This window comes from Arthrobacter oryzae (assembly GCF_037911235.1).
Classification (GTDB): domain Bacteria; phylum Actinomycetota; class Actinomycetes; order Actinomycetales; family Micrococcaceae; genus Arthrobacter; species Arthrobacter oryzae_E.
In genome coordinates this window covers 42,152-60,671 of record NZ_JBBLYW010000071.1, presented here as the reverse complement: position 1 = coordinate 60,671, position 18,520 = coordinate 42,152, and the positions used below count along the sequence as shown (strand labels likewise).

Here is an 18,520-nt window from a genome sequence, read left to right as displayed (position 1 = left end):
GAACACACCACCATGACCGTCAAGAAGGGACACCCGATGATTCGAAACGAAAACCGGCAAAGGCGCCGGAGCATCATCCGGCCACTGGCCATCATCGCAGCTGCAACCTTAGCCCTCTCGGCCTGCGGCACGCCGTCCGCTGCACCCCCCGGACAGGCCGGGACAGGAGGCGCAGCCCAAGGCGAAGGCGGAGGCTCGAAGGTGATCATCGGCGTCGGAGGCCAGACCCTCCTGACCTACCTCCCGACGACCCTCGCGCAGGAGCTCGGCTACTACCAGGAGGAGGGCGTAAGCGTCGAACTCCAGGACCTGCAGGGCGGATCGAAGGCATTGACCGCCATGATCGGCGGCAGCACCAACGTGACCAGCGGATACTACGAACACACCATCCAGATGCAGGCGAAAAACCAGAAGATCAAAGCCTTCGTGGACATGGGCAGGTCCTCCGGCCTGGCCTTGCTGGTGGCACCGAAGAACGAGGGCAAGATCAAGACCATTGCCGACCTCAAGGGCAAGAACGTCGGAGTGACAGCACCCGGGTCCTCCACGGACATGTTCATCAAGTTCCTGCTCGCCAAGAACGGCCTGCAGCAGACGGACGCCGCGGTGTCCGCCATCGGCGCCGGATCCTCGGCCGTAGCGGCCATGGAGCAGGGGCAGGTGGATGCGGCTGTAATGCTCGAACCCGACGTTTCCGTACTCACCAAGCGGATCGGACATGATCCGGTGCTGTTGGAAGACGTCCGAACCACCGAGGGACTCAAGGAAGTGTTCGACGCGGACGCCTGGCCATCAGCGAGCCTCTACGCCAAGGCTGACTGGCTGGACCAGAACAAGGAGACGGCCGGCAAACTCGCCAGGGCGATTAAACGCACCCTTGAATTCATTGATGGACATTCGGGCGAAGAGATCGCCGCGAAGATGCCGGAGAAATTCGCTGGCGGAGACAAAGCCTTGTACGCCGGGGTGATTGAAGAGCTCAAGAAAACGCTGAGCAAGGACGGCGCCTTCACTGAGGACGGCGTGCAGGCAGTGCTGAAGACCCAGCGCGTGGCCAACCCCGAGGTCGGGGACAAAGACATCCAGCTTGCCGACACTTACACGAACGAGTTCGTGAAGTAGAACTGGCAACGGGGCCGGTCATCCATAGAAGGATGGCCGGCCCCTTTTTTATGCGGCGCGATAGAGGACTCAAGCGCTCGGGCCGGCAGGCGTCACGCTCCCGGTTCGTCCCGCCGTCGGAAGTGGCCGGGCCAGTCGGACCTGCGGATTCGTCCGAGTTCCTCAACCGGACCGAGGTACCCCCATTCATCCCGGCCGAGCCGCGCCAGCGGTTCGAGGAGGTCGATCCGGGGGTGGCTGCCCTCCAGAACATCCGTGGAAATGGCGGCATGGGTGACCTCCCCGAACACCAGGACGCAGTCTCCCATTTCCAGGGTTGAATGCAGCCTGCACTCCAGGGCCACAGGGGACTCCGCCACCCTTGGAACAGTCACGGTGAGGCCCTCTTCGCGAGTCAGGCCGGCGGCGTCGAACTCGCTCACGTCCGGCGGGAAGTTGGTGCCCGTCGCATTCACCTCGGCCATGAGGTCCGCGGGTGCAAGGTTCACCACGAACTCCCGGCGCTCAAGGATGTTCCGCAACGAGTCCTTCCTCCCCACCGACGTGAACTGGATGATCGGCGGTGTCACGGATGCAACGGTGAAGAAGGAGTGAGGGGCGAGGTTGTCCACACCATCGGCGGAGGTGCTGGACACCCAGGCAATGGGGCGGGGAACAACCACGGCCGTCAGCAGCCGGTAGAAGTCCCCGCCGGGCAACTCGTCGGGACTGAAATCCTTGCGCATGGTTCCAGCCTAACTGTGCCCTTCCCCCGCGCCGTTTCCCGCAGCACCTGCCGCGCAGTGCCCGCCGCGCAACACCCGCTACGTAGTGCCCGCAACTGCGGGCGACAGCAAACTACCGGGCCGACCAGCCGCCGTCCATGGTGTAGCTGGCGCCGGTGACCATGCCGGCGTCGTTCGAGGCGAGCCAGGCGACCAGTGAAGCGACTTCCTCCGGCTCAACGAGCCGCTTGATGGCGGATTCGGTCAGCATGATCTTCGACAGCACCTCGGATTCGGGGATGCCGTGGACCTTGGCCTGGTCGGCGATCTGCGACTCCACCAGTGGCGTGCGCACGTAGCCGGGGTTGATGCAGTTGGACGTGACTCCGTGCTGCCCGCCCTCCAGCGCCGTCACCTTGCTGAGCCCTTCCAGGCCGTGCTTGGCGGAAACGTACGCGCTCTTGAACGGGGATGCGCGGATCCCGTGCACCGACGAGAGGTTGATGATCCGGCCGAAGTTGTTCGCGTACATGTGCGGCAGCGCCGCGCGGATCAGCAGGAACGGCGCCTCCAGCATGAGGGTGATGAGCCGGCGGAAATCGGCCGGATCGAAGTCCTCAATAGGGCTGATGCGCTGGATCCCGGCGTTGTTGACCAGGATGTCGCAGTCCAGGCTGGCCGTTGCCAGTGCATCCACGTCCAGCAGGTCCACCGCCCAGACGGTGCCGCCCACTTCGTCGGCAAGCGCTGCCGCGGCGGCCTCGTCGACGTCGGCGATCACGACTTTGGCGCCGCGTGCGGCGAGGGCCCGCACACTGGCTGCGCCGATGCCGCCGGCTCCTCCGGTGACCAGTGCCTTGCGGCCGTTCAGCGTGTTTTCCATAACCAGCCTTCCTGTTCGAGTGTTTCAACGAGCCGGCCGGCTCCAGCAGGGCTGGAGCCGACCAAAATCCAGTAATTCAGCGTGTGGCTGCTAGCGCCAGGCCTTCGCGCTCGGCGTCGGCCCGGTCCACGTCTTCAAGGGCGATGCCCTTGGTTTCCTTAAGGCTCAACACTGCCACCGTGGTGATGGCGCACGCCACCACCAGGTAGATGGCGGTGGGGACCCATGATCCGGTGTCCTTGAGCCACTGCGTGGCCAGGAGCGGCGCCAGCGAACCGGCGAAGATCGAGGTGACCTGCGAGCCCAGCGACACTCCTGCATAGCGCATCCGGGTGGGGAAGAGCTCCGCCATGAGGGCGGGCTGGCCCGCGTACATAAACGCGTGCAGGCATAGGCCGATGGTCACTGCCAGGACGATGACCACGGCGTTCTTGGTGTCGAACATGGGGAAGGCGAAGAACGGCCAGGTGGCGCCGGTGATGGCGCCGACCAGGTACACAGGCTTCCGGCCCCAGCTGTCCACGAGCCGTCCCACCTGCGGGATGACCAGGAAGTGGATGAGGTGGGCGATCAGCAGCGCGAGCAGGAGCGAGGACGTGTCGTACTTGTGCACGCTCTTGAGGTACACGATCGCGAAGCTGACCACGAGGTAGTACATGATGTTTTCCGCGAACCGGAGGCCCATGGCCTGCAGGATGCCTTTGGGGTACTTCCGGATGACTTCGCCGACGCCGTAGCTGACGGCCTGCTCCTGCTCCAGCTGGGCTTTCGCTTCCAGGAAGATCGGGGACTCGGAGACGTTGGTGCGGATGTAGTAGCCGACGAACACGATCACCGCGGAGAGCCAGAACGCCACGCGCCAGCCCCAGGCGAGGAAGTCCGCGCTGCTGAGGACGTTGGACATGATGAACAGGACCAGGGTGGCCAGCAGGTTGCCTACCGGAACCGCGGACTGGGGCCAGCTGGACCAGAATCCGCGGGACTTGTTGGGGCTGTGCTCGGCAACGAGCAGGACGGCGCCGCCCCATTCGCCGCCCAGTGCGAAGCCCTGGATGAAGCGCAGGAACACCAGGAGTGCCGGTGCCAGGTAGCCGATCTCGGCGAAGCCGGGGAGGCAGCCCATCAGGAAGGTGGACACACCGATGATCACGATAGTGAGCTGAAGGGTGGGCTTGCGGCCGAGCTTGTCGCCGATCTGGCCGAAAACGATGCCGCCGAGCGGGCGGGCAACGAACCCGACCGCGTACGTGACGAAGGCCTGGATGATGCCGTCCAGCTCATTGCCGGTGGCGGGGAAGAAATACTTTCCGAACACCAGGGTTGCTGCGGTGGCGTAGAGGAAGAATTCATACCATTCCACTACGGTGCCAACCATGGAGGCTGCGACGATCTTCTTGAGGCCGGCGCCCTGTGGGGCGGAAGCGGCCGGTGTTGCAGAGCGTTGTTCTACGCTCATATTTGTTTCTCCTTTAGTGTCCACGTCGACACGTGCTGTGATCCACAGCACTGAATGGGCTCAGATGAGTATTGCCGCAGAAACTCAGTGGTTCAATGGCCAAACCGGCACTCCTTGTGTGCAGAATTGCAGATATGGACACTAACCCTGATGACCTGCTGGTCCTGCTCGCCGTCTCGCGGTCGGCAAAATTCACGACGGCGGCGCAGGCTCTGGGGCTGAACCACACCACGGTTTCGCGCCGGATAGCGGCCCTGGAGAAAACGCTGGGCGGCCGGGTCCTCTCCCGTTCCGCCGGCGCGTGGGAACTGACGGAGCTCGGCGCGGAGGCGGTGCTGGTGGCCGAGCAGGTGGAAAAGGCCGTGCAAAGCCTGGGCCAGCCCGGCAAGGCACCGGACCCCATCACGGGAGTCGTCCGCATGACGGCCACGGACGGCTTCAGCGCCTACATCGCTGCGCCCGCGGTTGCAAGGCTGCGCCGCAAGCACCCCGGGCTCAGCGTGGAGATCGTGACCGTCACCCGTCGGGCCCTTCAGCAGCGCTCCGGACTGGACATCGAGGTGGTGGTGGGCGAGCCCCAGGTGCATCGCGCCGAGGCCTTCAAACTCGGCGAATATGTGCTGGGCATGTACGCCTCGCGGGCCTACCTGGCCGAGAACGGGACGCCGGCAACGGTGGAGGAACTGACGGAACATCCGCTGGTCTATTTCGTGGATTCCATGCTCCAGGTGGATGACCTGGACGCCCCGCGCAGGCTGGTCCCGGCCATGAAGGACGGCCTGAGCTCCACCAATGTGTTCGTCCACGTGGAGGCGACCCGCGCCGGCGCGGGCATCGGTTTCCTGCCCTGCTTTATGGGCGACCTGCACCAGGACCTGGTCCGGCTGCTTCCCGAGGTTTTCTCGGAACGGCTGCCGTACTGGATGGTGCTGCGGCCCGATTCCATGCGGCGGCCGGCGGTTGCGGCCCTGGTGCAGGCCCTCCGGGACCAGACGCTGGAGCAGCGGGAGTCCCTGCTGGGCCGGCGCTGAGGACTATGTTCAGGACCTCCGGCACGGCGTAGTGTCAAAGGAAGGAGATGTCGGAGAGCCTTCGCTGGTGTGAGCGCGTCGAATCTGTGTATATCCACCATCGTGGTTGCGGGCGATCAAGAGTCCGCGGCTTCCGCCCGGCCCCAAAGGGCCCGGCATCTGAAGGATCGAGGCCGTCATGGCTCCCGGCACAGGCGACGTCCCAACCATTGAGCACCTCCAGGACCTGCTTCTGGAAAGCCCGGGATTCACGGAGTTCCTCCTGGGCCTGACCACCATCTCCGCCTCCCGCCTGGGCGGGGCCAACCCTATGCTGTGCGCCATCACGGTGGAGCGGAACGGCAGCCCGGCAACGGTGGCCAGCAGTGACGAAGACGCTCTGCGGATGGACGAGAAGCAGTACGTCTTCGACGACGGCCCGTGCCTAACGGCCCTCCGGCAGCAGCACACGGTGTTGGTCCCGGACCTGGGGAATGACGACCGGTGGAAGCGCTATGCGGAGGCCGTCTCGGGAGAGGGGATCCGGTCCGTCCTGGCCGTTCCCATCCGCACCGATGCCGGCTCCGCCGCCGCCCTGAACTGCTATTCCCGGAGCACGGACGCCTTCGACGACGCCACCGTCGCCTCCGTCGAGGCGCACACGGACTCGATTTCCCGGATCCTCCGCCTTGCGCTCCGTGTGCATCCGGCGGAGATCTATCCGGAGCATCTCCGGTCGGCCCTCAAATCGCGGGCTGTTATCGACGCAGCCGTCTCCTTGGTGATACTCCAGAACCGCTGTAGCAGGGATGAGGCCATGGAACTCCTGCACCTTGCGGCGCAGGCCACCAACGCCAGGCTGCACACCATTGCCTCGGATATCCTGTCCGGCGCAGAACTGCCCGGCGGAGACGTCCGCCAGGACCGCCGGTCGGAATAGAAGTCGGAATATCGGTAAAACTGAAGGAAGCCCCCGCGCGAGTCAGGGAACTCAAGCGCGGGGGCTTCATGCCCTCCGGTCTTGGGGGAAAGCGGAGAGCTTCCACAAACTTACAGCGTGCTCAGGGTCCGGACGGCAAGAACGGCCGCAAACGCCGATTCTTGAGGCAACGTTGCGCCTTTGTTGCGGGCCGGGCGGCTGTCTTAGTCCGCTGGCCCCTGCGACGCCGGTTCGGGGTCGTGGCGGACGGGCGCGCCGGCAGCAAAGGCACGCACCTTCGCGTCATCCCAGATATGCGCCGGGACGCCGCCGCCGAGGAGCCTCCGGGCAAGCGCCGGGTCGTCGTCGAACGGCTGGTCGCTGCCCGCCATCACCATGTTGCCGTAGCGCCGGCCCTTGAGCATGGCGGGGTCGGCGATGATCAGCGTGTACTCGAAAACGGCCGCGATGGTGGCCGCATCCTCGCGGGCGTTCTTCAGATCAGGTGCGTCGCCGGAATTGACCACATAGATCCCGCCGGGAGCCAGGACCCGCCGCGCATGTTCATTGAACTGGGCGGTGGTCAGCGGCCGCGGAGTGAGGGCACCCGCAAACACATCGCGGATGATCACATCCCGCGTCGCCGGCGTCAGCGATTCCGTGACCTCACGCGCTTCGCCCACACGCAGCCGCAGCAGCGGGGCTTTGGGCAGGTCGAACCAGCCGCGGACGTACTCGGCCAGCTTGCCGTCAAGCTCAACCACAACCTGGCGGGCTTCCGGGTACGCGGCGTGGAAGTAGCGCGCCAGCGAGCACGCACCCCCGCCCAGGTGCAAAGCCCGCAGTTTGGGCCTTGTGTCCCGGGGCCACCGCGATTCCACCAGCGCCGACATCCACCGCATGTACTCGAAGTCGAGGAAGAGCGGGTCCGCCAGGTCGATGTGCGAGCTCATCACGCCATTGATGCGCAGGAGCCAGCCGTTCGAATTGTCCTGGTCCGCGATCAGTTCACAGTCCCCGGTGTCGATGTAGTACACACCCTCAACCGGCCCGTCGGGGCGGGTTCCCTTCGGCACTTCCACGACTCCCGGCGTCGAACGTTCAGCGTTCCTGCCGGCAGACCGGCCCTTCCGCGCCACTTAGCCGGCCACCGCGATAATCATGCATCAACCCTAGTTGACCGGCGCCTCGCCGACTGCCGCTCCCTCGCCATTGCGGATGCGCTGCACGACGCCGGAGGTGGACTGGTCCGGGACGTAGTCCAGGATGGTGACCTTGCCGCCGAAGCGTTCCACCGCCTCGGTTTCGGCCAGCATCTCCGGCGTGTAGTCCCCGCCCTTGGCGTAGATTTCCGGCCGGATTTTCTCGATCAGCGGTATGGGGGTCGGGGTATCGAACACCGTCACGTAATCCACGCAACTGAGTGCCGCGATGACCGCTGCGCGGTCAGCCACGGAGTTGATGGGCCGCTCCGGCCCTTTCAGCCGGCGCACTGATGCGTCGCTGTTTAGGGCCACCACCAGGATGTCACCGAGTTGCTTGGCCTGGTTGAGGTAGCGCGTATGGCCGCGGTGCAGCACGTCGAAACAGCCGTTGGTCAGCACGATCCGGCGCCCCTCGGCGCGGTCGCCCTCGATATGGCGGGCGAGTTCGTCGGCGCTGAGGGCCGTGTCGGCGAAACTGGCCAGGTACCGGGTGAGGTCCTCGGAGCTGCAGACAGACGTCCCGGGGTGGTGCACCACCACGTCCGCGGCGGCCTGGGCAAGGTCCACGCTGGTGGTCAGGGGCAATGCGGACGCCCTGGCAACGGTCAGGGCCGCGACGAAGGTGTCCCCCGCCCCGGAGGCCTGCTTCTCCGCGGCCGGCCTGGCCCATGTGCGGTGGACATCGCCGGCCGAGGGCAGCAGCAGGGTCCCGTCCCGGTCCAGCGTGACCACCACCGCGCGCGCACCGGTGGCCTTGGCCAGTTCGTCCCGGCAGGCGGCCAGGAACTCCGCACGGTCCGCGCCGGCGGGCAGCGTCAGGCCCAGCGTCCTGGCAGCTTCCTGCGCATTCGGCGTGGCCAGATCCGGCTGGAGCACCGCCCAGGGCCGCGGATCGTGGGCATCGACCACCGTGAGCGGAGAGCCCTTGCGGCTGCTTGCGGCACCCCCCAGCGCGGCGATGAGGGCACTGCGGACCGGTCCGGCCAGGGCGCCAAGGCCGTAGTCGCAGACCACCACGGCATCCTGCCCCTGCAGGGCTGCGGGGAGGGTGACGGCCAGCGCGGCGAGGGCGTCCTGCGGAACCCGCTGCACCACGTCGTCGAAGCGCAACAAAACCTGGCCGGCGCTGCTGATGCGGGTCTTGGTGGTGGTGACCATGCCGGGGTGTTCCTGGAGGTAGCTGACGTTGACGCCCGCGGCACGGAGCTGCCGCCGCAGTTCCAGGCCGGCATCGTCGCAACCCACCACTCCGGCGATGCGGACGCGTGCCCCCAGGGCAGCCAGATTCATGGCAGTGTTGGCGGCCCCGCCCGGCGCGAAAGCCCGCCGGCTGATGTCCACCACCGGCGCCGGCGCCTCCCGGCAGAGCCGCGCGATGGACCCGTGCCACCAGCCGTCCAGCATGACGTCGCCAACCACCGTCACGGATGGCGCCATGGACGCCAGCCGCCCCGGCAGCCAGTCCGCCAAGGCGCGCTGCCCGGCCAGGCCCTGCTGGTCGTTGCGTGTGGCCTCGCCGGCCTTTTCGGGCGAAAGATTGCTCATGGCTGTCCGCTTTCGCTGCCGGCGGGCGGCGCCGCCACGTGCACCACCTTGACGCGGGTGAACTCGTCCAGCAGCTCGGGCCCGTACCCAAACCCGTGTCCGCTGTCACCGCGCGGCTGGGCTGCCCCTCCGGGCGCGCCGCCGAACACCGCGTTGATTTTCACCGTGCCCACGGGAAGCGAAGCGATGGCCTGCTGCGCGTGCGCGATCCTGCCGGTCAGGACCGTTGCCGCCAGGCCGTAGCGTCCCTCGGCAGCCAGCCGGAGGCCCTCGTCGAAGCTGTCCACCACCTGTACGGGTGCCACCGGGCCAAACGTTTCCTCCGTCATGATGTCCATGTCCGCAGTGCAGTCCAGCAGGACCGTGGCCGGATAATGGGCGCCGGGCCCGGCCGGCACCGACCCGCCCTCGACGGCGCGCGCGCCCTCCCGGAGCGCGTTTTCGACCTGGCGGTGCACTTCATCGCGCAGGCGGACGTCAACCAGGGGTGCCAGCGTGCCCTCCCGGTTCCGTCGGCGGGCTGCCTGTTCGAGGGCCTCACAGAAGGGGGCCGCGATTGCCCGGTGTACATAAATCCGCTCCACGGCCGTGCAGATCTGGCCGCTGTTGCTGAACGCGCCCACGGCCGCCTGCTCCGCCGCCCAGGCGGGGTCCACGTCGTCATCCACCACCAGCGGATCGTTCCCGCCGTTTTCCCGGATGACATGCGCCCCGGTCAGGTTTGATGCCTTGGCAATCCGCACACCTGCCGCAGTGGAGCCGACGTGGGCCACCACATCCACGCCGGCCTGTTCTGTCAGCAGGGCACCCACACCGGAACCGCCGGTCAGCGAAATCAGCACATCGGGCGGGAAAGCCGCACCCAGGATGTCCCCCAGCATGGTCCCCAGGTGGGGGCACCGCTCGCTGGCTTTGTGCACCACGGTGTTACCGGTGACCAAGGCAGCGCCGATGAGCCCGCAGGCCACTGCCACGGGATCATTCCACGGCGTCAGCACCACCGCGACTCCGCGGGGCTCGGCCACGGTGTAGTCCGACGCAAGAGGGTGCCCCCGGAGGCTGTGCCCGCGGTGGACCGGCCCAAGTTCCGCATACTGTTCCAGCGTGGCGATGCCTGCCTCGATTCCGGCCAGTGCCTCGTCCACCGGGCGTCCGGTCTCGCGGTTGTTCATGCGGGCGAGTGCCGGTGCCGCTTCGGCCAGCGCACGTGCGGCGGCCCGGAGGGACGAACCCCGTTCGGCCGGCGGAGTGGCGGCCCATGACTGAAGGGCCGCCCGCGAGGCATTGACAGCCTTGCGGACGTGAAGGGGCAAAGCTTCGGGCACGGCACCCACTTCCTCACCGGTGCGGGGGTCGCGGATGACTATCAATTCATTGGCGCCATGGTGCATGCGCTGGACGATCGCGGACATGGGACTCCTTCCGAAGAGACGGCCGTGGCACCCTTCCGGGCAGGTGCCGGGCCAGACAGGCGGACTGGCCCCTATGAGCAGTCCCGTACCCCGGTACAGTCCCGTTTACACCCGTAGGCCGCCCCGGGTTTTCCCCGGCGGGTTTGCCCGGCGGGTTTGCCCGGCGGTTTTGCCCGGCGGTTTTGCCCGGCGGGCCTTGACGGCGGCGATAGCCATGCGCCCTGATCCGAACTATGGTGGCCCCCACACACCATCGCCGCTCAGGCCACGGACGGCAGCGCGCGGGGTCGTCGGTCAGCGGGCGGCAGCGCCGGCGGCAGCGCCGGCGGCAGGAGAGGAATAACGACTTGGACGGAACTAGTACGGACGATGCGGTGCGCCGGGGCGTGGGTCCCGTGCTCGGAAAGTTCCACGGCGTCTCCCGCATCGCCGTGCTGCGCGGCGGCGGGCTCGGCGACCTGATGTTCGCCCTCCCGGCGGTTTCCGCGCTGAAGGCGGCCTACCCTGGTTCCACGGTGACTGTCCTGGGGACGCCGTTGCATGCCGCACTTGTGCAGGGAACAGCTGGGCCGGTCGACGACGTCCGGGTCCTGCCCTACTCAGAAGGCGTCCGTCCCGGGCAGGAGGATCCGGCCACCTTGGACAGTTTCTTCGCCGACATGCGGCGGGAGGCATTCGACCTGGCGCTCCAGCTGCACGGCGGTGGCCGGTATTCCAACCCGTTCCTCCTGCGGCTGGGTGCCCGCCACACTGTGGGCACGCAAACGCCGGACGCCACTCCGCTGGAGCGCAATCTGCCCTACGCGTACTACCAGCACGAGCCGCTGCGGGCGCTTGAAGTGGCCGGCCTCGCCGGTGCGCCGCCCGTGGTGCTGGAAGCCAGCCTGCGACCTCTGGCCCGGTTCGCCGTCGGGGCCGGGGAGCTGCTGGCTGCGGCAGCAGCCGAAGCGGCCGGAACAGCCGGCTGGAAGGCGAGGCCCGTCGTCGTGATCCATCCCGGGGCGACGGATCCGCGGCGGCGCTGGCCCGCCGGGCATTTCGCCGAACTGGCAGCCGCCTGCGTCGCAGATGGTTGCCTGGTGCTGGTAACCGGCGACCACAGCGAGCGCCAGCTGGCAGCCGACATCGTGGCCGGCGCCGAGTCCGCCGGCGCCGGGCCAGGCCTGGTCCGGTCGATTGCCGGCGACGCGGACCTCGGCACACTGGCAGCGCTCCTGGTCCGCTGTGACGTGATGGTGGCCAACGACAGCGGTCCGCGCCACCTGGCCCAAGCCCTGGGAACACCCACCGTGGGGATCTACTGGGCAGGAAACGTGATCAACGCCGGCCCCCTGGGCAGGGCCCTGCATCGCGTCCAAATCTCCTGGCTGACGCACTGCCCGGAGTGCGGGGCGGACGTCACGCAGGTGGGCTGGACCGCTCCTCGCTGCGCCCACGACAGTTCGCTGGTGGCCGGGGTCCGGCCTGCAGATGTCTACAGCGACGTTCGCCTGCTCACGGCCATGAACCCTCGTCTTCGTGGCAGATCAGCATCTCCCTGACCTCACAACCGCGCGGTTGGGACAAGGCGAAAAGGATCGCCTGCGCCACGTTGGCGGGGTCGTTCAGCCGGGAGTCGTCCTGGGGCTTGTACTTGTCCGCACGATCGTCGAAAAACCGGGTCTTCATGCCTCCGGGGATCATCGTGGTCACGCCGATTTCGCCTCCTGTTTCAGCGGCCAGCGCATGGCTGAAGCCCACCACGCCGAACTTTGAGGCGCAGTACGCGGATGCTTCGGGGAGGGCCCGTTTGCCCAGCGTTGAGGCCACGGTGACCACCCGGCCGCCGGAGGCTTTGAGGTACGGCAGTGCCGCGCGCACCACGGAGACGGTGCCGAACAGGTTCACCAGAACCACCTGCTCCCAGTCCGCAGCCGGGACGTCCTCCAGCTTGCCGCAGCGGTCTATGCCGGCAGCCGTCACCACGGCGTCCAGGCCTCCCAGCGTTTCGGCCGCCTCCTGCACCGCCGCGGTGACTGCAACGCGGTCCGCGACGTCCACCTCAAAAGCTTTCGCGGCAGCGACATTCCGGATCTCCCGGTCCAGAACCACGGGCGTGCCGCCCGCCTGCAGTACAGCCTCGACGACGGCGGCACCGAGGCCGGAGGCTCCTCCCGTCACCAGCACCCTTCCGGGACGGAAAACAGACGCAGCAGAATTGCGGAAAGTCTCGTCGGTCATGGTGTTCCTCTCATTCGGGGTTGGCTTCATGATTCAGCCGACGCGCGACAGCGCGTCAGCGAGGTCGGTGGTGGAGCGCGACGGGTGATAGGGCACAGTGGTGCAGCGTCCGCCCCAGCTTTCCACCAGGGCTGTTTCCGGCAGCTGCGTGACGTCGTAGTCGCCGCCCTTCACCCAGAGATCGGGCTGCAGCGCGGCCAGGCAGGCTTCAGGCGTGTCCTCGTCGAACACCATCACGGCGTCCACGAACTCCAGGGCCAGCAGCAGCTCCGTCCGGTCACCCTGGTTGAGGATGGGCCGTTCCGGGCCTTTGATCCGGCGCACGGAATCGTCAGAGTTCAGGCACACGATGAGGCAGTCGCCGAGGCTGCGGGCGGCGGCCAGGGCACGCGTGTGGCCGGCGTGCAGCAGGTCGAAGCAGCCGCCCGTGGCTACGACGATCCCGCCGGCCTCGTGCACGTTGCGGGCCAGTGCCAGCGCGTCCGTGTACCGTCCGTGCAGCTTGACCGGCTTCGGTTCACCGGCCATTCCGTTAACCCCGCCGTGCCGGAGGAAGGACGCGGCCTCCCGGACGGCCACCACCGCCGCGACATCGAGCGTGTGGCCTTCCATCAGGTGCACGGCAAGGCTGGCCGCCAGCCTGTCCCCGGCGCCGCAGGGATCCGTCACAGTGGTCTTCGGCGCCGGTATGGGCAGGGCAGGCTGGCCGTCGTCGCCTCCGTGTACCAGCAGCGCCCCTTGGCTGCCCATGGTGATCATGACTGCTTTGCCCTGCCATTGCTCCCGGAGGGCCCGGGCGAGTGCCTCGGGGTCATCGTCGCCTTCGGCCTTGCCCGCAGCCAGGGCGAAGCTTCGGGCAAAGGTTCTCGCCTCCGTCAGGTTGGGCGTCACCACAGCCACGCCGGGCACAGGTGGAGCGCCCGCCCGGTGGGGATCCCACACGATGGGAATACGCCCGGCGAGCTCAGCCAGCACGGCCCTCAGCTCCACGTTGGAGGCAAGGCCCCTGCCGTAGTCCGCCACCACGATCACCGCTGCGCGTTCCAGTGCGTGCAGCATGGCGGGCGAGACAACGGGGGGTGGCGGCGGGGCGCATCCTTCGTCGAACCGGACCACCGGGTGGCCCTCGGCCCGAACCCGCGTCTTGACCGGGGTGGGGGCCCCTGAGGCTCCGGCGACCACGGTGATGCCCTCAAGCGCGCGTTCGAGGTGTAAAGCCGCATCGTCGTCGGCGAGGACGGTCAGGAGGGTGACGCTGTGCCCGTCACCGGCCAGCATCCTGGCCACGAGCCCGGCGCCGCCGGCCCGCCGTCGGACGTTCGAAACGTCCACCACCGGGACCGGCGCGTCAGGGCAGAGGCGCGTAGCGTCGCCGTCGATGTCGACGTCCAGCAGCACGTCTCCCACTACGACGATTTTCATGGCATGCTCCCCGGGCAGGAAATGTTCCGGCCCCGCCTCGCCACCTCCGCGTCGAAGGCCCGGCAGACAGCATGCAGGGCAATGAGGTGGCCCTCCTGGGCGTTGGCGGAAAGGGCGTCAATGGTCACGGCCTCGTCGCAGCGGGATGCCAGGGGGTTTGGTCCCGGCCCGGTCAGAGCCCACGTGGTCACGTTCAGTTTGGCTGCAACGTCGGCGGCGCGGAGGAGGTTGGGACTCTTTCCACTCGTGGACAGCAGGATCAGCACGTCGCCCGAGCGCCCGTGGGCCCGGACCTGCCGGGCGAAAAGCTCCTCGAAGCCGTAGTCGTTCGCTATCGCGGTCACGGCGGAGGTCTCGGCATGGAGGGAGATCGCGGAGAACGGCACCCGCTCGCCGTCGAAGCGACCCACCAGTTCCGCCGTCAGGTGCTGGGCTTCCGCGGCCGAGCCGCCGTTGCCGGCAGCGAGCAACCGCTGTCCCCGCAGCAGCCGGCGTGCCAGTTCCTCACCCCATGCCGCCAGGTGGTACGTCTGGCTGCGCAGGGACTCCAGCGCCGGAATCAGGTTGTCGAGGTGTTCCTGGACGGCGCAGACCGAGTCGGGCCTGATGCTTGCTGACACGGCAGGCTGCCGGGCGCTGCGCGGCGGCAGGACCGGAAGTTCGTCCGTGCGGAGGGGCCATTCGGTGGTCACAGCGCCGCCCCTTCCATAGGTTCCAGCCGGGCATCCGCAGTTTCCGCAAGAGCAAGCTGGTAGGCCTTCTCTGTTTCGGCAGCGACGCGGTCCCACGAGTAGCGCGAGCGCGCCCGTTGCTGCCCGGCCCGTCCCAGTTCCTGCCGGAGCTCCCGGCTGGCCAGGAGTTCGCCGACGGCGCGCGCGATGGCTGCAGGATCCCGGGACGGGACGTGAAGGCCGGTGGCCCGGTCCACCACGGTGTCGGTGAGTCCGCCGACGGCGGCAGCCACCACAGGGACGCCGCAGGCCATTGCTTCCAGCGGAACGATGCCGAAGGGCTCGTACCAGGGAGTGCACACCACGGCGTCCGCGCTGCGCAGGATGCCGGGCATGTCCTCGCGGGGCACCTGGCCGCGGAGGGTCACTTGCTCCTGCACGCCGAGCTCCCGGGCCAGTTCGTGGAGGCGCCGCGCTTCCGGATCCGCGCCCAGCACCGCGGCTCCGCCCCCGCCTCCCACAATCAAAAGCTCGACGTCGGCGAACCCCGCCTCACGCAGGAGGGGCAGGGCACGGATCACCAGGTCCACACCCTTGCGCGGAACAAGCCGGCCGACGGTGAGGATCCGGTGGCTGCGCGGCCGGTGTTCGGCGGCTCCGGACGGGCGGAACAGATCCAGGTCCACGCCGCAGGGGGCAATGGAAATTTTGGTGGTGTCGATGCCCATCGCCCTCAGCTCAAACACTTCGTCCGAACAGGTGGCAATGATGCGGTCGGCGGATCGTCCCACGGCCGGTTCCAGCCAGCGCCGCTGCTGGGGGCTGGTGTCCTCCGTTCCCTGGTGGCGCCGCTTGACTGTGCCCAGTGCGTGGAAGGTCTGCACTACCGGCACATTTGTCCCTGTGCGGCGGGAGGCGTCCAGCGCGGCCAGGCCGGACATCCAAAAATGCGCGTGCACGATGTCGGGAGGTGTGGTGGCCCAGTCGTCCGCGATCCCGTCGGCAAGCCTGTCCATGTAGGGAAGAAGCTCATCCTTGGGCACGTGGCGTGCCGGACCCGCCGCGACGTGGACAACCTCAAGCCGCGGCAGGATGCGGACGCGGGGCGGCAGCCCGGCGTCGTCCTTACGGGTGTAGACGGTGACGTGATGACCGAGGCGGGCCAACGCCGTGGACAGGGCGGCAACGTGCACGTTCTGGCCGCCGGCGTCTACCCCTCCCAGTGCCGCCAACGGGCTGGCATGTTCGGAAACCATGGAAATTCTCATAAGAGCTTCCTTTCGTGCGCAGGAATGAGGATCCGGGATTTTCGGAACCGTGGCGAGACCAGATCATCAAGAAGGGCGTCCCAGGCGTCGAGGAACGGAGCCAGGCTGTAGCGTTCCAGGGCTGCCTGGCGGGCAGCCTGCCCCCGCGCCCGGGCTTCGTCCGGGTCGCTGACCAGGATCCCGGCCTGCCGGACCAGCTCCCGGACATCCGTGGAGATTGCACCGGCTTCGGGCGGAACCGCCCGCGCGGCTTCGGTGGTTGCCAGGACCAGCACCGGCATGCCAAGGTGCATGGCTTCGAGCAGCGCCAGCCCCAGGGAGGTCCAGCGGAGGGGGTGGACGTACACCCGGCATCGTGCAAGCTCCCGGTGGAGCGCGGCCGTGGCCAGGTCGCCGCGGACGGTCAGCCGGGAGGGAGGCAGGCCCGTGTGCCCGGGGAGACCGTCCCCGCCCATGCCGAAAACCTGCAACGGCGCGGCCGAGGCAAATTGCGGGAGCAGGTCCGTTCCGGTGACGCGCCCTCGGCGGACGGGTTCGTTGACCACAACGGCGAGCTCCGGAAGCTCTCCGCTGTAGAGGTAGCCGGGGTCCGGCACGCCGTGTTCAATCACTGTGGTGCTGGCTGAACCGCTGTCCCAGAAGAGGGCGTTGAAATGCGTGACGTGTACCAAGGGGATGGCGTGCTGGTCCGCGAGGGGGTGCACGGTAAACGGCACATCGCCCTTGGGGGTGTTGTGTTCGAGGTACACCGCGGGGAGCTCTGCCCCCGGGCGCCGGCCAAGGGCGCGGCCCACCTCGGCTATTTCTTCCGGCCGCTGCAGCACCACGGCGTCGATGCTGTCTGCGTCAAGGCTGTCCAGCGCAACCTCCCGGACGGACGCGGGCCAGTTCCGGCCCGCGCGGCCCAGCCCCCAGGGTCCGCCGCCGGGAAGGAGCGGAAGGAGGTATTCGTGGGGTCCGCGGACGAACGAATCAGTCCAGGACCCGTGCACATGCCATAGCAGGATCCTCATTGGCGAACCTTCCGCCGGGTGGACAGGGAAGAAACTCCGCTGATGAGGCGCTCCACGGCGTCCACCACGTCTTCCGGGGAAACTGACGCGAGGCAGGGATGGCCCGGCACCGGACAGTCGCGGGCCCGGGTCAGTCTGCAGGGTGCGTTCTGGTCGCCCAACAGTTCAAGGGGGACGCCGTAAGGGGCCCACCTGACCGCGGGGACTACAGGCGAAAACAGGCAGGCAACAGGAGTGCCGACCGCAGCCGCGATGTGCGCAGGACCGGTGTTCCCGGTTATGAGGGCGCGTGCCCCGGCAATGACGCCGCTGAGGGTGCGCAGGTCCGTCCGTCCGCCAAGGTCCAGCCCTGACGGGCCGGCCACGGTGGCCGTCAGCTGCGTCTCCCCGGGGCCGCCGGTCACCACCACCCGGTGGCCCGCGCCTTCGAGGAGCTCGACGGCGGCGGCGTGGTGAAGCGGGGGCCAGGTACGGGACGGCGCCGAGGACCCCGGGTGCACCACGATGTAGGGTTCGTCGCCCACGAGTTCACGGGCATCGGGATGGTCCGTTATCCGGAGCCGGCCGTCGTCACCGGGCGGCAGCGCGAATCCGGCGGCCCGGGCGATTCGCAGGGCGCGCTCGGCCTCCGGCTGGTCTTCGGAAAAGTCTTCCCCGGGCCTGAGCCGGAGATCCAGCAACGCGCCGGCGTAGTCCACTGAGGCGCCGGTGATGTGCAGGACCCCCGCCAGCCGGAGCAGCAGGGCCAGCGGAAGGGGCGACTGGTGGAACGACGTCAGGATCACCGCCTCGGTGACCCTGGAGTGTCGGATGAAGGTGACCAGCCGGTCCACGCTCTCCGCGTCGACCGCCGGGGCGGGGCTGACGATCCACGGGCACGCCCAGCTGAACACCTCGGACACGCCCGGCAGCATGCACCCCGCCGCTTCACCCTGCGGGCCGCACAGAAGCACGACGTCGTTCGCGGCTCCGCCGTCGGCCCGCCGTCCGTTGGCTACAGCCCGCACGGCCGGTCCGGCCAGCAGGACGTCCCCCACGCTGTCGAGCCTGGCCACGAGCACCCGGGTCATCGCCGGCTCCCCACGGGCGCTTGCCCCACGGGCGCCGGACCCAGCAGGAGCGCCACGGCGGCGGACAGGTCCGCCGCCACTTCCGGGGCATCCTGCACTTCCTGGTGCCGGGTGAGGGGGTTGGGCACCAAAATCCCCCTCAACCCGGCGGCTTCCGCGGCTTCCATGTCGCTGCCGATGTCGCCAATGTAAACGGCTTCGGCCGCGGCGATGCCGAGGCGCCGGCAGGCGCTGAGGATCATTCCGGGCGCAGGTTTACGGCAGCCGCACCCGTCTTCGGTGCCGTGCGGGCAAATTTCCCAGACGTCGAAGGGACCCAGCAGGGCTTCAATGCGGAGGTTGACGCTGTCCACCTGGCTGCGGGTGAGAAGGCCGCGGGCTATCCCCGATTGGTTGGTTACTACGCCGGTGGCAATGCCCCGGCGGCGCAGCTCCGCCAGGACCTTCCGGGCAGTGGGCATCGGTGCCACGAGGCGGGGATCGCCGTTGTAGGGCACATCATGGATCAAGGTGCCGTCCCGGTCGAAGAGCACAGCCTTGGGTGGATTGCTGGAAGGTCCCATACCCACCTTGTTCCCCTCCGAGGGGCCGCTCAAACAC

At 68.0% G+C, this 18,520-nt stretch carries 17 protein-coding genes; 4 read left to right on the top strand and 13 right to left on the bottom strand.

What is annotated here, in order from left to right:
- The first annotated feature begins 36 nt into the window (after positions 1-36).
- Positions 37-1,122: an ABC transporter substrate-binding protein gene (locus WMN78_RS20305; RefSeq protein WP_340535562.1), complete on the top strand. Its 1,086-nt coding sequence runs from the start codon at positions 37-39 to the stop codon at positions 1,120-1,122.
- Between the two features lie 92 nt (positions 1,123-1,214).
- On the opposite strand, the gene WMN78_RS20300 is transcribed toward WMN78_RS20305, so the two are convergent.
- From WMN78_RS20300 to WMN78_RS20290, 3 genes are all read right to left on the bottom strand, one after another.
- A complete protein-coding gene (locus WMN78_RS20300) occupies positions 1,215-1,847 on the bottom strand; it encodes a flavin reductase family protein (protein ID WP_340535561.1) in 633 nt (210 codons plus the stop codon).
- Between the two features lie 112 nt (positions 1,848-1,959).
- Positions 1,960-2,709, bottom strand: a complete 750-nt coding sequence (locus WMN78_RS20295) for a 3-hydroxybutyrate dehydrogenase (RefSeq protein ID WP_340535560.1) — start codon at positions 2,707-2,709, stop codon at positions 1,960-1,962.
- A 76-nt stretch (positions 2,710-2,785) separates the two neighbouring features.
- Positions 2,786-4,165: an MFS transporter gene (locus tag WMN78_RS20290; protein WP_340535559.1), complete on the bottom strand. Its 1,380-nt coding sequence runs from the start codon at positions 4,163-4,165 to the stop codon at positions 2,786-2,788.
- Positions 4,166-4,299: 134 nt separating this feature from the next.
- Between WMN78_RS20290 and WMN78_RS20285 the strand changes: the two genes are divergently transcribed.
- Positions 4,300-5,196: a LysR family transcriptional regulator gene (locus WMN78_RS20285; RefSeq protein WP_340535558.1), complete on the top strand. Its 897-nt coding sequence runs from the start codon at positions 4,300-4,302 to the stop codon at positions 5,194-5,196.
- Positions 5,197-5,374: 178 nt separating this feature from the next.
- Positions 5,375-6,115 carry a GAF and ANTAR domain-containing protein gene (locus tag WMN78_RS20280; RefSeq protein ID WP_340535557.1) on the top strand — a complete coding sequence of 247 codons (741 nt, stop codon included), beginning with the start codon at positions 5,375-5,377 and terminating at the stop codon, positions 6,113-6,115.
- A 203-nt stretch (positions 6,116-6,318) separates the two neighbouring features.
- Here WMN78_RS20280 and WMN78_RS20275 read toward each other — a convergent pair whose 3' ends face one another.
- The 3 genes from WMN78_RS20275 to WMN78_RS20265 are packed head-to-tail and all read right to left on the bottom strand — an operon-like array spanning position 6,319 to position 10,256.
- Positions 6,319-7,233 carry a fused MFS/spermidine synthase gene (locus tag WMN78_RS20275; protein WP_340535556.1) on the bottom strand — a complete coding sequence of 305 codons (915 nt, stop codon included), beginning with the start codon at positions 7,231-7,233 and terminating at the stop codon, positions 6,319-6,321.
- Between the two features lie 33 nt (positions 7,234-7,266).
- Positions 7,267-8,844, bottom strand: a complete 1,578-nt coding sequence (gene rfaE2 / locus WMN78_RS20270) for a D-glycero-beta-D-manno-heptose 1-phosphate adenylyltransferase (protein WP_340535555.1) — start codon at positions 8,842-8,844, stop codon at positions 7,267-7,269.
- Positions 8,841-10,256 carry an aldehyde dehydrogenase family protein gene (locus tag WMN78_RS20265; protein ID WP_340535554.1) on the bottom strand — a complete coding sequence of 472 codons (1,416 nt, stop codon included), beginning with the start codon at positions 10,254-10,256 and terminating at the stop codon, positions 8,841-8,843. Before WMN78_RS20265 ends, rfaE2 begins: the two co-directional genes overlap by 4 nt.
- Positions 10,257-10,603: 347 nt before the next feature.
- On the opposite strand from WMN78_RS20265, the gene WMN78_RS20260 reads away from it, so the two are divergent.
- A complete protein-coding gene (locus WMN78_RS20260) occupies positions 10,604-11,797 on the top strand; it encodes a glycosyltransferase family 9 protein (protein WP_340535553.1) in 1,194 nt (397 codons plus the stop codon).
- On the opposite strand, the gene WMN78_RS20255 is transcribed toward WMN78_RS20260, so the two are convergent.
- From WMN78_RS20255 to WMN78_RS20225, 7 genes are read right to left on the bottom strand one after another with little or no spacing between them, the layout of a single operon-like run.
- A complete protein-coding gene (locus tag WMN78_RS20255) occupies positions 11,751-12,476 on the bottom strand; it encodes an SDR family oxidoreductase (protein WP_340535552.1) in 726 nt (241 codons plus the stop codon). The genes WMN78_RS20260 and WMN78_RS20255 overlap by 47 nt on opposite strands.
- Before the next feature lie 33 nt (positions 12,477-12,509).
- Positions 12,510-13,898 (bottom strand): PfkB family carbohydrate kinase, encoded by a 1,389-nt coding sequence (locus tag WMN78_RS20250; RefSeq protein WP_340535551.1) that lies wholly within the window; start codon positions 13,896-13,898, stop codon positions 12,510-12,512.
- Positions 13,895-14,590, bottom strand: a complete 696-nt coding sequence (locus WMN78_RS20245) for an SIS domain-containing protein (protein WP_340535550.1) — start codon at positions 14,588-14,590, stop codon at positions 13,895-13,897. The genes WMN78_RS20250 and WMN78_RS20245 overlap by 4 nt, the downstream gene beginning before the upstream one ends.
- On the bottom strand, positions 14,587-15,837 hold the full coding sequence (locus WMN78_RS20240) for a glycosyltransferase (protein WP_340535549.1): 1,251 nt from the start codon (positions 15,835-15,837) through the stop codon (positions 14,587-14,589). The genes WMN78_RS20245 and WMN78_RS20240 overlap by 4 nt, the downstream gene beginning before the upstream one ends.
- Positions 15,834-16,850: a glycosyltransferase family 4 protein gene (locus WMN78_RS20235; RefSeq protein WP_340535548.1), complete on the bottom strand. Its 1,017-nt coding sequence runs from the start codon at positions 16,848-16,850 to the stop codon at positions 15,834-15,836. Before WMN78_RS20235 ends, WMN78_RS20240 begins: the two co-directional genes overlap by 4 nt.
- Entirely contained in the window at positions 16,847-17,920 is a 1,074-nt protein-coding gene (locus tag WMN78_RS20230; protein ID WP_340535547.1) for a glycosyltransferase family 9 protein, read from the bottom strand. Before WMN78_RS20230 ends, WMN78_RS20235 begins: the two co-directional genes overlap by 4 nt.
- A complete protein-coding gene (locus WMN78_RS20225; RefSeq protein WP_340535546.1) occupies positions 17,917-18,483 on the bottom strand; it encodes an HAD family hydrolase in 567 nt (188 codons plus the stop codon). The genes WMN78_RS20230 and WMN78_RS20225 overlap by 4 nt, the downstream gene beginning before the upstream one ends.
- Between the last annotated feature and the right edge of the window lie 37 nt (positions 18,484-18,520).